This window comes from Mycobacterium sp. Soil_C_30, assembly GCF_057656995.1.
On record NZ_JBDGJH010000001.1, the window covers coordinates 136,278 to 151,926 of the forward strand.

Below are 15,649 nucleotides of genomic sequence, written 5' to 3' on the forward strand. Positions count from 1 at the left end.
ACCACGAGTCCCATGGGTTGGGAGGGCCGCCGCTCAGCCCAGCAGCTGCGTGATCAGCCTCGGTTTGTCCACCTTGCCCACGGCGGTCTTGGGCAGCGACGGCAGCGGCACCAGCACATCCGGCCGCGCGTGTGCCGACACCCCCCGCTCGTCCAGGTAGGCGTTCAGCTCGGCCAGTGTGATCGGCGCTCCACTGAAAACCACTGCCGCGCAGATCTTCTCGCTCAAGTACTCATCCGGTAGCGGTACGGCGGCGGCAAATACGATCTTCGGGTGGGTATGCAGATGGTCTTCGAGGTCGGTCGCCGAGACCGTCTCGCCGCCTCGGTGGATGACGTCCTTGAGGCGCCCCACGACTTCGACGTAACCCGCCTTCGGTCCGTCGGCGAAGACGCGCACCCGGTCGCCGGATCGGTAGAAGCCGTCCGGGGTGAACGACCGGGCGTTGGCATCGTCGGCCCGGTAGTAGCCATTGATGGTGTACGGCCCGCGCACCAGCAACTCGCCGTCCTGTCCGGCAGGCACCGGGGCACCGGTCTCGTCGACCACCCGCATCTCGTCCATCGGGCTCATGGGCCGGCCCTGGGTGTGCAGCACCACCTCACGCGGGTCGCCCACGTAGGTGAAGTTCAGCATGCCCTCGGCCATCCCGAAGATCTGCGACAAGCCGGGGGTCAGCCCGTCGAGGATGTACTCGGCCTCCTGCGGCGACATCCGGGAGCCACCCACCTGCACCCACCGCAGCGAGGTCGGCAGCACCGGTTCCCACTCGCAGGCCTGCGTCCACACCTTGGCCAGCGCGTTCACCAGCCCGGTCACGGTCACCTGGTGTTCGTCGATCAGGGCGAACGCGGCCTCCGGGCTGGGGTCGGCGGTGAACACCGTCTTGGCGCCGACGGACATGGAGCCGAGCAGGCCCGGGCAGGCCAAAGGGAAATTGTGCCCGGCCGGCAGCACCACCAGGTAGGTGTCCGCCTCCGTCATCTCGCAGGCCCGTGCGCAGGCGCGCGTGTTGTAGAGGTAGTCGTCATGGGTGCGCGCGATCAGCTTCGGCAGGCCGGTGGTCCCTCCGGAAACCAGCAACAGCGCGGGCAGTGACGGGTCGACGGGTGCACGCGGCGGGGCCGGCGGCCCGCTGAACTCGGTCAGGGACGACCACGAGATGAACCCGCCCGCCCCTTGCCCCGATTGCGGGTTGCTCTCAGCCCCCTGGTTCCTCGGGCGTTTCGTCACCCCGGAGTCGATGATGACGTGCCGCAGGCCGGCGTGGTCGGCAACCAGCTGGGCGGCCATCCCGCGGTAGTCGAATGCCTTCGTACTGTCGGCGATCACCACGCCGACTGCGCCGCTGAGTTCGGCGAAATGTCCCATCTCGGCGAGGCGATGCCCGGGCAGGCACATCACCGGCACCACGCCGGCCCGCAGCAAGCCGAACAGCGCCACCGCGAACTGGCAGGTATTGGGCAGCTGCAGCAGCATCCGGTCGCCGGGGACGACGCCCAGCGCGGCGATACCGGCGGCGATCCGGTCGGCCACGGCATCCAACTCAGCGAATGTGTAGCTGCTGTCGACGTCGACGATCGCAGTTCGCTGGGGCCACCTGGCGGCCCCGTCGCGCAGGATCGAGTCCAGCGGTTCGCCGGTCCACAAACCCGCCTGCCGGTACTGCTCGGCCCGGTCGGCGGGGAAGGGCACAAACCCGCGGATCAGGTCCGCGAAGTGGTCCGGCTCTCCGGTCTGCTGACGCTCGAATGCCGTGCTCATCGCTCGGTTTGGCCCCTCTGGGTAGGAGTGTTCGGTCACCCGAATATAAGGTAGCGTCTTCGAAGTTAGGGCAGCCTGTACTAATTGTCGGAGGTAGTGAAGTGGGTGTTGCTGCGACGGGTGCAGACACCGTTCGTGACGAGGTGGCAGAACTCCTCGGCATCAGCTCCGACGCCCTCGACCCGCACGCCGACCTGATCGCCTCCGGCCTGGATTCCATCCGCATGATGGCGCTGTCCGGGCGCTGGCGTAAGCAGGGAATCGACGTCGGATTCGCGGCGCTCGCCGAGAATCCCACTGTTGCGGCATGGATCGATCTGGTCACCGAACGCACCGCGCCGGCAACGTCGAAGGTGGTTGCGGGCGACGTCGGGCGGGAACCGGACGACCCCGCCGAGCCGTTCCCGCTCGCCCCGATCCAGCACGCGCTGTGGGTGGGCCGCAACACCGATCAGGAACTCGGTGGGGTGGCCGCCCACCTGTACGTCGAATTCGACGGCGCCGGTGTCGATCCCGACCGGCTGCGCGTCGCCGCCAAGGCGCTGTCCGATCGGCACCCGATGCTGCGGGTGCAGATCCTGCCCGACGGCACCCAGCGCATCACCGACCGCACCCTGGTGCCGAAGATCACCGACCTGCGCCACCTGGACGCCGCGGCGGCCGACGACCAACTCGAGCTCATCCGCGATCAGAAGAGTCACCAGATCCTCGACGGCGAGGTCCTCGAACTCGCGCTCACCCTGCTGCCCGGCGACCGCACCCGCGTGCACGTCGACCTGGACATGCAAGCCGCCGATGCGGTGAGCTACCGCAATTTCATGGCCGACCTCGCAGTGCTCTACAAGGGTGACGAGCTGCCGGCGCTGGGATACACCTACCGCCAGTATCGGTCGGCGTTCACCGCCCAACACCCGGCGCCCACCGAAGAAGACAAGCGGTGGTGGGCCGAGCGCATCCCGGAGTTGCCCGAGCCGCCCGCCCCGCCGCTGGTGCCGCCGTCGGAGCAGGTCAATCCGCGCCGCAACACCCGGCGTCACCACTTCTTCGACGCCGCGGCCAAGGCGGCGCTGTTCGCCGCCGCACAGCGCCGCGGCATCACCCCGGCCATGGCGGTGGCCGCGTCCTATGCCGGTGTCCTGCGGCGCTGGTCCACCAACTCCCACTTCATGCTGAACCTGCCGATGTTCGGGCGCGAGCCGTACCACCCGGACGTCGACAAGCTGGTCGGTGACTTCACCTCGTCGCTGATGCTCGACATCGACCTGACCGGCACCAGCACCGCGGCCGAACGCGCACAGGTGGTCCAGGACAGCCTGCACACCACCGCCCGGCACTCCAGCTATTCCGGTTTGTCGGTGCTGCGTGACCTCACCCGACACCGCGGTACCCAGGTGTTGGCGCCGTTCGTGTTCACCAGCGCGCTCGGCCTCGGCGACCTGTTCGCCGGGGACGTCACCGAACAGTTCGGCACCCCGGTGTGGCACATCTCGCAGGGTCCGCAGGTGCTGCTCGACGCGCAGATCACGCCGTTCGACGGTGGTCTGCTGCTCAACTGGGACGTGCGCGAGGAAGCCTTCCGGCCCGGCGTCATCGACGCGATGTTCGCCTATCACCTGGCCGAGATCAACCGTCTCGCCGCCGACGACGCCGCCTGGGACCTTCCCGACCCGCCCTCGGTACCCGCCGGCCAGCAGCAGATCCGCGACCAGCTCAACGGTGTCACCACCGCCCCGAGCGGAGATGCGTTGCCCGACGGTTTCTTCCGCTGCGCGGCCACCCATCCCGACGCGCCCGCGGTCTTCAGCAGCCTCGGTGACTTCACCTACGCGCAGCTGCGTGAGCAGGCGCTGGCGGTGACGGCCACACTGCGAGCGCGCGGTGTGGGGGCCGGTGACGTGGTGGCCGTGATGGGACCCAAGAACGCCGAGCAGATTCCGGCGTTGCTGGGCATCACCGCCGCCGGCGCGGCGTACCTCCCGATCGGGGTGGACCAGCCCGCCGACCGCGCCCACCGGATCCTGCAGACCGCCGGTGTGCACTCGGTCCTGGTGTGCGGCAATCGGGTTGACCCCATTCCGGTTCCCGCGCTGACGGTGGCCGACGCCATCCAGGAGGGCCTGGCGACGGCCGCCGGAACCGAGGCGCCTCGCGTCGACCCGAAGACACTGGCCTACATACTCTTCACCTCCGGCTCCACCGGAGAACCCAAGGGCGTCGAGGTCACTCACGACGCGGCGATGAACACCGTCGAGTTCATCAACCGCCACTTCGGCATCGGGCCCGGGGACCGCAATCTGGCGTTGTCCACGCTCGAAGGCGACCTGTCGGTGCTCGACATCTTCGGGATGCTTCGCGCGGGCGCCTCGATCGTGGTGGTGGACGAGGACGACCGCCGCAATCCCGACGCCTGGGCGCAGTTGATCGCCGATCACCGGGTGACCGTCCTGCATTTCATGCCGGGGTGGCTGGAGATGCTGACCAAGGTCGGCCACGGCAAGCTGGGTTCGGTTCGTGTGGTACCCACCGGCGGTGACTGGGTGCGCCCCGAGCTGATCCGGGTGTTGCGCGCCGAGGCACCCGGTGTGCGTGCCGCCGGCCTGGGCGGTGCCACCGAGACCGCGACGCACAACACCATCTGCGAACCCGCCGAGCTGCCGGGGGACTGGTCGTCGATCCCGCTGGGCCTGCCGTTGCCGAACAATGCCTGCCGCGTGGTGGCCGCGGACGGAACAGACTGCCCCGATTGGGTTCCCGGTGAGTTCTGGGTGTCGGGACGCGGCATCGCGCTCGGCTACCGCGGGCGCCCGGACCTGACCGCGGAACGTTTTGTCGAACACCGCGGCCGCATCTGGTACCGCACCGGCGACCTGGTGCGGTATCGGCCCGACGGCGCACTGGAATTCGTCGGCCGCGCGGACCACCGGGTCAAGGTCAGCGGTTACCGGGTCGAACTCGGTGAGGTCGAGGGCGCGTTCAACCGCATCGATGGTGTCGACGGCGCCGTGGCCGCTGTGCTGCCCGTCCCGGGTGACCGCGACGGTCAACAGCAACTCGCCGCCATCGTGCGCGTCACCGATACCGCGCTCACCGTCGAACGGCTCCGCGCCGAAGTGGCGGGATTCGTTCCCCCGCACATGGTTCCGACCTACATATCACTGGTGGAGGCCATCCCCTTCACCGCGGGCGGCAAGATCGACCGCACCGCGGTCGCTGCGATTCTCGAGCGGAGCTCGGCTGAACTGGGCTCCGCCGAGGCAGCCGCGTTCACCGCTCCGTCGACGACGCTGGAACGCGCGCTGGCTCGTATCGTGTCCGAGGTTCTCGGCGCAGACGGCATCGGCGTCGACGACGACTTCTTCGGCCGCGGTGGGGATTCGGTGCTGGCAACACAGACCGTGGCGCGCGTGCGGGAGTGGCTCGACGCGCCGCACGTCGCGGTGTCGGACATCTTCGCCGCCCGCACCGTCGCCGCTCTGGCGCGGCTCCTGATCGACCACGAGAAGGACAGCACGCGCCTGGAGGGCGTGGCCGAGCTCTACCTCGAAGTCACCCAGATGGACAGCGCGGAGGTCTTGACGGCACTCGACTCCACGCCGGCGTCATGACGAATCAGCTCGGGTTCACACCGTGGATCAAGCGTTTCCCGGGAAGCGCGGACCGTTCGGTGATCGTCTTCCCGCACGCCGGTGGCGCGGCCGCGGCCTACCGGACGTTCGCGTCGGCGGTGGCCGCCGGTGGGGCGGACACCTACATCGTGCAGTACCCGCAGCGCGCCGACCGGCTGGCCCACCCCGCGCCGGACACCATCGAGGAACTGGCCGCCGAGTTGGTCGACGCCGGTGACTGGTCCACCGTCGGTGAGCTCCGGTTGTTCGGTCACTGTATGGGTGCGCTGGTGGCCTTCGAATTCGCCCGCATCGCCGGGGAACGGGGGATCCCCGTGACCCACCTGTGGGCGTCGGCAAGCCAGGCACCGTCCGCGGTCGCCGCTTCGGCGCGCGTTCCCACCACCGATCGCGAGCTGCTGGCCGACATGGTGGCTCTCGGCGGCACCGACCCCCGGCTGTTGGCCGACGAGGATTTCATCGACCTGTTGCTGCCGTCGGTGCGCGCCGACTACGCGGCGTGGAATCGCTACACCCGCGACACCACGGTGACCGTCAGCGCCGACATCCACGCGCTGGGCGGCGCCGCCGACCGCCGCGTCGACGCAGACTCCTTGCGGCAGTGGGAAATCCACACCACCGGCGCCTTCAGCTTCGAACTGTTCGACGGGGGCCATTTCTACCTCAACGACCACAGCGACACCCTGGTTCGGCAGGTGAATGCCTGATGCCGGCCGGCGCCGCCCACGATGCCCGCGTTCCGGGGTCCGATGAGGACCCCATCGTGATCGTGGGCATGGCGCTGGAAGCTCCCGGTGGCGTGGACTCCGCCGACACCTACTGGGAACTGCTGTCCGATCAACGCGAGGCGCTGGGCCCGTTTCCCACCGACCGCGGCTGGTCACTGCGTGACCTGTTCGACGGCTCCCGGCGCGACGGCTTCAAACGTATCCATGACATGGGCGGATTCCTCTGCGACGCCGCGGTATTCGATCCCGAGTTCTTCGGCATCTCACCGCGCGAAGCGATTGCCATGGACCCGCAGCAACGGGTGGCGTTGCGACTGGCCTGGCGAGCGCTGGAGAACAGTGGCATCAACCCCGACGACCTCGCCGGCCATGACGTCGGTTGTTTTGTGGGCGCCTCGACGCTGGAATACGGCCCGCCACTGTCGGAGTTCTCCCATCACAGCGGACACCTGATCACCGGAACCTCTCTCGGTGTCATCTCGGGCCGCATCGCCTACACCCTGGATCTGGCCGGCCCCGCGATGACCGTCGACACCTCGTGCTCGTCGGCGCTGGCGGCGTTTCACACCGCGGTGCAGGCGGTACGAAGCGGGGACTGCGATCTCGCGATCACCGGTGGCGTCGCGGTGATGGGCAGCCCCGGCTACTTCGTCGAATTCTCGAAGCAGCACGCGCTGTCCGATGACGGCCACTGCCGGCCCTACAGCGCACACGCCAGTGGCACGGTGTGGGCCGAAGGAGCCGGGATGTTCGTTGTGCAGCGCAGGTCCCGCGCGCTCGCCGACGGCCGAGTGGTGCTGGCCGAAGTCCGCGCCAGCGGCGTCAACCAGGACGGCCGCACGACGGGGCTGACCGCACCGAGTGAGTCGGCGCAAGCCAGATTGTTCCGCCGCACTCTGCAACGCGCGGGCCTGCAGCCCGAGGACGTCGGCATGCTGGAAGGGCACGGCACCGGCACCCGGCTCGGTGACCGAACCGAGCTGCATTCGCTGGTCCAGACCTACGGGACCACCGCGCCGGGCCGTGGTGCACTGCTCGGATCGGTGAAATCCAACCTCGGGCACGCCCAGGCCGCTGCCGGGGCGCTGGGGCTGGCCAAAGTGCTGGTGGCCGCCGAGCACGCCACGGTGCCACCCACGTTGCACGCCGACGAGCCGAGCCGTGAGATCGACTGGGAAGCGCAGGGTTTGCGGCTGGCGGAGAAGTTGACGCCGTGGCCGGCGATCGACGGCCGCCGCACCGCGGCGGTGTCCGCCTTCGGGATGAGCGGTACCAACACCCACGTGATCGTGTCGATGCCGGAAGCGGTCTGATGACGTACGACCAGTGGCCGGACGGGCGCGTACCCGTGCTGCTCAGCGCGCATGCCGAGGACCTCCTGCGGGACGACGCGCGGGCCATCGCGCGGTACCTGGACCAGACGCCCGCGGTGGCCTCGGTGGCCGCCGTGGCGGCGCATCTGGCGCGCACCCGCCGGATTCGACGGTACCGCACGGTGATTCGTGCCGCGGATATCGACGAGCTGGCGCTGGGGTTGCACGCCGTGGTCCAGGGACACCACCACCTTCTGGCCGCCGCGTCGGCTCGGGGTGCGGCCACCCGCACCGCGTTCGTGTTCCCCGGCCAGGGCGGCCAGTACCCGGGGATGGGCGCCGACGCCTACCGGGAGCTGCCGGTCTACCGGGCGGAGGTCGACGCCTGCGCGGCGGCGTTCCCCTCGGCCGGCTTCGCCTCCCCGGTGCCCTACCTCCTCACGCGCGCCGACCCGGACGTGTTCTCCGAGATCGAAGTCCAGGGCGCTCAGTTCCTGCACGCCGTCGCTCTGGCGGCGGTGTGGCGATCCTGCGGTGTGGTACCGGATCTCACCGTCGGGCACAGTCTCGGCGAGGTGGCCGCGGCCTACCTGGCCGAGACGATGACCCTCGAAGACGCCGTCGCGGTTCTCGGCGCCCGCGCCGGCGTGGTCGAGCTGCTGCCCGGCGACTACGCGGTCGCCGCACTGGGGCTGCCCGAAGCCGCCGCGCATGACCTGATCGCCGAGACCCCCGGCTGGCTGGAACTCTCGGTGATCAACGCCTCGGCGTCGGTGGCCGTATCGGGTGACCGCGCCGCTGTCACGGCTGCCGTCGACACCGTTCACGCGCGGGGCCAGCTGGCGCGCGAGATCACCGTGAACTTCCCGGTGCACACCAGCGTGCTGGAACCGTTGCGGGCAGGAGTGCAGCAGGCGTTGCCCGACGGGAGCTTCGCCGACAGCGCCGTGCAGTTCGTCGGATCGGTGACAGGCGACGTGGTGGCCGGAGGCACCGAATTCAGCGAATACTGGTACCGCAACCTGCGCAACACCGTCCGCTTCGACCTTGCGGTCGACACGGCGATCCGTTGTGGGGCAACACAGTTTATCGAGATTTCGAACCACCCTGCGCTACTGCACGCCATCGAGGACCGGATCGAACACGCCGGACTGGCACCGGGTTCGGCACTGCTGGTCGGGACGGGGGAGCGCACATCGGCACTGGCCGGGCGGCTTGCCGAGAACATCGCCACCGTGGCGGTCTCCGATCCCGGCTACCGCTGGCGGGACCGGCACGCAGAACCCGGACTACCCGTACTGCGGAACTTCCCGAACGCACCGATGCGCCCGACGCCCATGTGGGCGCAGCCGGACCCGCTGCCCGCGCGGCCCCGGGTCACCATCGCCGCCGAGGAGTGGCTCCCCACACGAGTCTTCACACCGAAGGCGGTGCGCAGGGTCGCGGTGGTCCAGCTCGGTGAGACGGGCCGGCTCGGTGAGCGTGTCGTCGCCGCGGTCGGCACCCACGGGCTCGCGGTCACAGTGCCCCTCGCCGAGGCCGATCTGGTGATCGCTGTCGCCCCGCTGCTGGACGACCCGGACGCGGTGCCGTCGGCCGCCGGGCTGGCGGCGGCGGTCGGCACCGGGCTGTTCGATTACCTCGGCGACCTCGGAGCCGAATGCCGCGATGTCTGGTTGCTGAGCGCGGGCGGTGAACAGTGCGCCCCGGGTGACCCGCTGCCGTTGCCGGCGCAGGCCGCGCTGGCCGCCATGCACCGCAGCCTGGCCTTCGAACATCCCGACCAGAACTTCCACCACTTGGACCTGCCGGCAGGCGATTTCGACGGCTGGCTGGTGGCCGTCGACGCGCTGCTCGCCGGTGGTGGCGACCTGGCGGTGCGCGCCTGCGAGACCGGCACCGTGCTGTACCGGCGGGAGCTCCACGACGCCGCCGATTCGCAGGCGTACACGCCGCCCGCATGGACGCTGCCCTCGGTGCTGGAGAATGTGGTGATCACCGGAGGTGCCGGCGCCATCGGGATGCACTACGCGCGATACCTGGCCGCGCACGGCGCGAAGCGGATCGTGCTGCTGAGCCGGCGCAACGCCGATCCGGCCACGCTGGCCGAGTTGGCGCACCGGCACGGCGTCGACATCGTCTCACCGCGTTGCGACATCACCGACCGTGACCGGCTGGCCGCCGTCGCCGCCGACTTCGCCGGAGACGGCGCCTCGCTGCTCATCCACGCCGCGGGCACGGCCGGCTGGGACACCCGCGATCAGTTCACCGCGGCCGCGGTGGGGGACACGCTGTCCGCCAAGGTCACCGGGCTGGCCACCGTCACAGATGTGTGGCCGCTACGCGACGATGCCCGAATCGTGTTGTGTTCCTCGGTGATCGGCGCCTGGGGTGGCAAAGGCACCGCCGCGTACGCGGCCGCGAACCGGATGCTCGACGTGCAAGCGGCCCAGCTGCGCGGACAGGGCCGGCGCTGCGTCGCCGTCCGGTGGGGGCTGTGGCAGCACAGCGGCATCGTCGACGCGGCCGAGACGGTTCGCGTGCAGCGCGCCGGACTGCTTGCCATGGCTCCGGAGCTGGCCATCGAAGCCAGCCTTTACGATCACCCGGTCGATCCGCTGATCTTCGACGCCGATCCGGACCGGTTGTCACGGTTCCTCGGTACCCCGGACGCCGAGGAACCGGTTGTCGCTGCGTCGCAGCGTCGCGCGACCACCGCTACCGATCCCGGCGACGTGGTGCGGGCCGAACTCGCGGCCGTTCTCGACGTCGCCGACCCGGCGACGCTCGACCTGGACGCCTCGCTGTTCGATCTGGGCGTGGACTCGCTGCTCGCCCTCGATCTGCGCAAACGCATGAAACGACGTACCGGCCAGACGGTTTCACTGGCCATCCTGCTGGGCGGTGTCACCGGCAGCGAGCTGATCACCACGCTTGCCGCGGCCGCACCGCCCGCAGACCCAGAAAGCGCACAGAAGGTGGATACGTGACTGACACCCACACCGCAGGCCGGATCGATGAACAGCGGCTGGAACTGCTGCGGCGCAAGCTCGCCGAGCGCGGGCTGCGGGCCGAGCCGGGGGCGCCGGCCGCGGCACCGCCTGCCGGCACGCTGTCGGAGGGCCAGCTGCGGATGTGGTTCACCCACGCCGCCGACCCCAGCGGCGCGCTGCTCAACGTGTGCCTGTCGTACCGGATCACCGGCGATGTCGACGTGTCCCGGCTGCACCAGGCAGTCGACGCGGTGGCACGCCGCCACAGCGTGTTACGCACCACCTACACCCCGGATGAGAACGGCGAACCGCACGCCCGGGTGCATGCCGGCCTGCGGCCGGGGTGGGCCGAACACGATCTCTCGGATCTGGCCGAACATGCCCGCAAACTGCGACTGGAGGTACTGGCGCAGCGGGAGTTCGCCGCGCCGTTCGATCTGACCGCCGACTCGCCGCTGCGGATCACGGTGGCCCGCGTCAGCGACGACGAACTGGTGATGCTGCTGGTGGCACATCACATCGCCTGGGATGACGGTTCCTGGGAGGTGTTCTTCGCCGACCTCACCGCTGCCTACACCGGCGCAGATCTCGGCGAGGAGCCGCCGCACGTCGTGCGTGACGACAGCGCCGCCGCGGAAGCGGACGCCGAGTACTGGCGGCGGGTGATGGTGAACATGCCCGAGCCGCTGGAGCTTCCGGGCCCGTCGGGGTCCGCGGTACCGAGTAGCTGGCGGTCGGCGCGCAGTACCGTACGACTCACCGGGGACACCGCTGCGCGGGTCGCCGAACTCGCCCGCACAAACGACACCACACCCTATGCGGTGCTGCTGGCGGTGTTCGGCGCCCTGGTGCACCGCTACACCCACGCCGACGACTTCCTGGTGGTCACCCCGGTGCTCAACCGCGACGCCACCACCGAACATGTCATCGGCTACCACGGCAACACCGTCGCGATGCGGCTGCGCCCCCGGGCCACCATGACGTTCCGGGATCTGCTGACGCAGACCAGCGAGACCGCGCTCGGGGCGTTCGCGCACCAGCGGGTGGGCCTGGACCGGATGGTGCGCGAACTCAATCCCGACCGACGCCACGGGGCTGAGCGGATGACGCGCGTGAGTTTCGGTTTCCGCGGTCCTGACCGGTTCGGCTTCACCCCACCCGGCGTGCACTGTGAACGTGCCGAGCTGCGAGCACATCTCACTCAACTGCCGCTGGGCTTCATGGTCGAATTCGATGACAGTGCGATCATGATCGAGGTCGAGCACCTGGTCGAGATCATCGATTCCGGTCTGGCGGCACAGATGCTCGACCACTTCGCTGTGCTGCTGGAGGCGGTGCTGGCGGAGCCGGACACCGCCTTGTCGCGGCTGCAGTACATGACACCGGCGGAGGCCGACTGGCTGCGCACGGTGTCCTACGGCGAGGTGTTCGAAACGCCGGCCAAGACGCTCGCCGAACTGGTGGAGGAGCAGGTGGCGCGCACGCCGGAAGCGGTGGCGATGGCCTACGAGGGCCGCTACCACACCTACCGCGAGGTCAACGAGGCCGCCAACAAGGTGGCGCACTGGCTGATCGCCCAGGGCATCGGCGCCGAGGACAGGGTGGCGGTGCTGCTGGACAAATCACCCGAGCTCGTCATCACCGCGCTGGGGGTGGCCAAGGCGGGTGCGGTGTACCTGCCCGTCGACCCCACCTATCCCGAGGATCGGCTGACATTCATCCTCGGCGACTGTGACGCCAAACTGGTACTGCGGGAAGCGGTTCGCGAGGCAGCCTCTTACCCGGGCACCAACCCGACCGACGCCGACCGGGTGCGGCCGGTGACACCGGAGAACACCGCGTACCTCATCTACACCTCCGGCTCCACCGGTCTGCCCAAGGGTGTTCCGGTGCCGCACCGCCCCATCGCCGAGTACTTCGTGTGGTTCAAGGGCGAGTACCATGCCGGCGAGAACGACCGCCTGCTCCAGGTGGCCTCACCGAGCTTCGACGTGTCGATCGCCGAGGTGTTCGGCACCCTGGCGATGGGTTCGCGGTTGGTCATCCACAAACCGGACGGTCTGCGCGATATCGGGTATCTGACCGATCTGCTGCGTAACGAGGGCATCACCGCCATGCACTTCGTGCCGTCACTGCTGGGACTGTTCCTGTCGCTGCCAGGGGTGAACGAATGGCGCACCCTGCAGCGGGTGCCCATCGGCGGCGAACCCCTGCCCGGCGAGGTGGCCGACAAGTTCCACGCCACATTCGACGCCCTGTTGCACAACTTCTACGGGCCCACCGAAACCGTGGTCAACGCAAGCCGTTTCAAGGTCGAAGGCAAGCAGGGCACCCGCATCGTGCCCATCGGCACCCCCAAGATCAACACCCAGTTGCACATCCTCGACGATGCGCTGCAGCCAGTTCCCGTCGGCGTGATCGGCGAGATCTACATCGGCGGAACCCATGTCGCCCACGGTTATCACCGGCGGCCGGGGCTCACCGCCGAACGCTTCATCGCCGACCCCTTCACGCCGGGGGCGCGGATGTACCGGTCGGGTGACCTGGCGCGGCGCAACGCCGACGGCGACATCGAGTTCGTCGGCCGCGCCGACGAACAGGTCAAGATCCGGGGCTTCCGCATCGAGTTGGGGGACGTCGCGGCCGCCATCTCCGTCGAACCCACCGTCGGACAGGCCGTCGTCGTGGTCAGTGATCTGCCGCAGCTGGGCAAGAGTCTGGTCGGATATCTGACGCCGGTCAGCGGCGAGGGGCCGGGTTCGGTGGACGTCGACCGCATCCGGGCCCGGGTCGCCGCGGCGTTGCCGGAGTACATGGTGCCCGCCGGCTACGTGGTGCTCGACGAGATCCCGATCACCGCGCACGGCAAGATCGACCGCAAGGCGCTGCCCGAGCCCGAGATCATCGCGGCCACCGAGTTCCGCGAGCCCGGCACCGATACCGAACGTGGCCTCGCGCAACTGTTCTCCGAACTCCTCGGCCGCGACCGGGTAGGTGCCGACGACTCGTTCTTCGACCTGGGCGGGCATTCACTGTTGGCCACCAAGCTCGTCGCCGCCGTGCGCGCACAGTTCGGCGTGGAGGTCGGGGTCCGCGAGATCTTCGAGCTCGCCACGGTGTCCGCTTTGGCGGAGCACATCGACGCTGCCGCCGCCGGCGAATCTGCCCCCGCCAGGCCCAGGCTCGTTTCCACCCCTCATGACGGCCCCGCCCCGCTGTCGGCGTCGCAGCTGCGGAGCTGGTTCGCCTACCAGATCGACGGCCCCACCCCGGTGAACAACATCCCGTTCGCCGCGGAGCTGCACGGGCCCGTCGACACCGAAGCGCTGGCCGCGGCCGTCGGCGACGTGGTCGACCGCCACGAGATCCTGCGCACCAGCTACCGCGAAATCGGCGGTGTCCCATACCAGATCATCGCCCCACACGCCGATGTCGAGGTGCGTCGACTGCAGGGGGACGGCGACGACTGGCTGCGCGCCGAATTGGACCGTGAACGCAAGCAGATCTTCGATCTCGAGCACGGGTTACCCATCCGGGCGGCGGTACTGGCCACCCCGGACAAGCATGTGCTCTCGCTGGTGCTGCACCACATCGCCGGTGATCACTGGTCGGCGACCGTCCTGTTCACCGACCTGCTGACCGCCTACCGCGCACGGCGGACCGGGGAGCACCCCTCCTGGGCGCCGCTGCCGGTGCAGTACGCCGATTACGGCGCCTGGCAGGCCGAGTTGTTCACCGACGACGCCGGCGTGATGGGCCCGCAGCGCGAGTACTGGAAGCAGACCCTGGCCGGTCTTCCCGAGGAGACCGGGCTGCGCCACGACTTCCCGCGTCCGCCGGTGCCCAGCGGCGCCGGTGATTCCGTCGAGATCAACATCGACGCGGCCACCCGCGACAAGCTGGCCGCGATCGGCCGTGAACTAGGCGTCACCGAGTTCATGGTGCTGCAAGCTGCGGTGGCGGTGGTGTTGCACAAAGCCGGTGGCGGCCCGGACGTGGCGATCGGTACCCCGGTGGCCGGCCGCAGCGAGGCCGAACTGGACCAGCTGATCGGGTTCTTCGTCAACTTCGTCGTGCTGCGCAATGATCTGAGTGGAAACCCCACGGTGCGTGAGGTTCTCACCCGGGCCCGCGAGATGGCTCTGGCGGCCTACGCCAACCAGGACCTGCCGTTCGATCAGGTGGTGGACGCGGTGAGCCCGTCGCGGTCGCTGTCGCGTAACCCGGTGTTCCAGGTGGTGGTGCACGTCCGTGAGCAGTTGCCGGCCGGACGGGTGGTGGACACCTCGCCGGAGGGCGAGACCACCTTCACCGCGCTGGAGCCGCCGTTCGACCTGGCACAGGCCGATCTGTCGCTGAACTTCTACGCCACCCCCGGGGCAAGCGAGGACGGCTACCGCGGTCACATCATCTACCGTCCCGAGTTGTACCGCCGCGACACCGTGCAGCGGCTCTCGGAATGGCTCGGCCGGGTGCTGACGGCGTTCGGTGACCATCCCGACCGCACGCTGGCCCAGATCGAGCTCACCGACGCCGACGAGAAGCGGCGCATCGCGGATTTCGGTGAAGGTCTGGTGCTCGTCCTGGACGACGATCTGAACCTCGCGCCGATCGGCGTCGTCGGTGACGTCTATGTCGGGGGTGGTCCACTGGCCGATGCCCAGTGGACCTCGCCGGCCCGGACGGCAACACGTCTGGTTCCCAATGCGGTTGGCGGGCAACCCGGCTCGCGGGTCCACCGCAGCGGTGACCGGGCCCGGTGGACGGCGGACGGCCGGCTGGAGTTCGTCGACCACATCGGGCACCGGGCCGACCCACCCACCTCGGCACCTGTTGCCGTGCCGGCCGAACCACCCGGCACCGACACCGAACGGGCGCTGGCCGGGCTGCTGACCGAAGCGCTGGCAGTCAGCGGCGACATCAGCCGTCACGACGACTTCTTCACACTCGGCGGCGACAGCATCCTCGCGGTGCAGATCGCTTCGCGCGCCAAGGAAACCGGGCTGCCGCTGACCGCGCGCATGGTGTTCGAACACCCGGTGCTGGCGGATCTGGCCGCCGCGGTGGAAGCCAGAGCCGCCGAAGCCCACGACACCGCCGAACCCGACGATGTGCACCATGCGCCGATGAGCGCATCCGGTCTGTCCGCCGACGAACTCGCCGAATTGGCGGCGTCCTGGTCGACCGCGCCGTTGTCGAACACGGATTCGGGCACGTGAGCGCGG

At 69.4% G+C, this 15,649-nt stretch carries 6 protein-coding genes; 5 read left to right on the forward strand and 1 reads right to left on the reverse strand.

Annotated elements, in window-relative coordinates:
- Nucleotides 1–33: 33 nt before the first annotated feature.
- Nucleotides 34–1,764, reverse strand: coding sequence for a (2,3-dihydroxybenzoyl)adenylate synthase (locus AC3A6P_RS00620; RefSeq protein WP_487687062.1), 1,731 nt, complete (start codon nucleotides 1,762–1,764; stop codon nucleotides 34–36).
- Nucleotides 1,765–1,865: 101 nt separating this feature from the next.
- Here AC3A6P_RS00620 and AC3A6P_RS00625 point away from each other — a divergent pair, with 101 nt between their 5' ends.
- The 5 genes from AC3A6P_RS00625 to AC3A6P_RS00645 are packed head-to-tail and all read left to right on the forward strand — an operon-like array spanning nucleotide 1,866 to nucleotide 15,643.
- Nucleotides 1,866–5,369 carry a non-ribosomal peptide synthetase gene (locus AC3A6P_RS00625; RefSeq protein WP_487687064.1) on the forward strand — a complete coding sequence of 1,168 codons (3,504 nt, stop codon included), beginning with the start codon at nucleotides 1,866–1,868 and terminating at the stop codon, nucleotides 5,367–5,369.
- Nucleotides 5,366–6,097 (forward strand): thioesterase II family protein, encoded by a 732-nt coding sequence (locus tag AC3A6P_RS00630; RefSeq protein WP_487687066.1) that lies wholly within the window; start codon nucleotides 5,366–5,368, stop codon nucleotides 6,095–6,097. Before AC3A6P_RS00625 ends, AC3A6P_RS00630 begins: the two co-directional genes overlap by 4 nt.
- Nucleotides 6,097–7,431 (forward strand): beta-ketoacyl [acyl carrier protein] synthase domain-containing protein, encoded by a 1,335-nt coding sequence (locus AC3A6P_RS00635; protein WP_487687068.1) that lies wholly within the window; start codon nucleotides 6,097–6,099, stop codon nucleotides 7,429–7,431. The genes AC3A6P_RS00630 and AC3A6P_RS00635 overlap by 1 nt, the downstream gene beginning before the upstream one ends.
- On the forward strand, nucleotides 7,431–10,421 hold the full coding sequence (gene mbtD, locus AC3A6P_RS00640) for a mycobactin polyketide synthase MbtD (RefSeq protein WP_487687071.1): 2,991 nt from the start codon (nucleotides 7,431–7,433) through the stop codon (nucleotides 10,419–10,421). Before AC3A6P_RS00635 ends, mbtD begins: the two co-directional genes overlap by 1 nt.
- A complete protein-coding gene (locus AC3A6P_RS00645) occupies nucleotides 10,418–15,643 on the forward strand; it encodes an amino acid adenylation domain-containing protein (protein ID WP_487687074.1) in 5,226 nt (1,741 codons plus the stop codon). The genes mbtD and AC3A6P_RS00645 overlap by 4 nt, the downstream gene beginning before the upstream one ends.
- The last annotated feature ends 6 nt before the right edge of the window (nucleotides 15,644–15,649 follow it).

Excerpts from the sequence above, each read along its gene's own strand:
- AC3A6P_RS00620 (WP_487687062.1), bottom strand. The coding sequence starts at position 1,764 with ATGAGCACGGCATTCGAGCGTCAGCAGACCGGAGAGCCGGACCACTTC.
- AC3A6P_RS00630 (WP_487687066.1), top strand. The coding sequence starts at position 5,366 with ATGACGAATCAGCTCGGGTTCACACCGTGGATCAAGCGTTTCCCGGGA.
- AC3A6P_RS00635 (WP_487687068.1), top strand. The coding sequence starts at position 6,097 with ATGCCGGCCGGCGCCGCCCACGATGCCCGCGTTCCGGGGTCCGATGAG.
- mbtD (WP_487687071.1), top strand. The coding sequence starts at position 7,431 with ATGACGTACGACCAGTGGCCGGACGGGCGCGTACCCGTGCTGCTCAGC.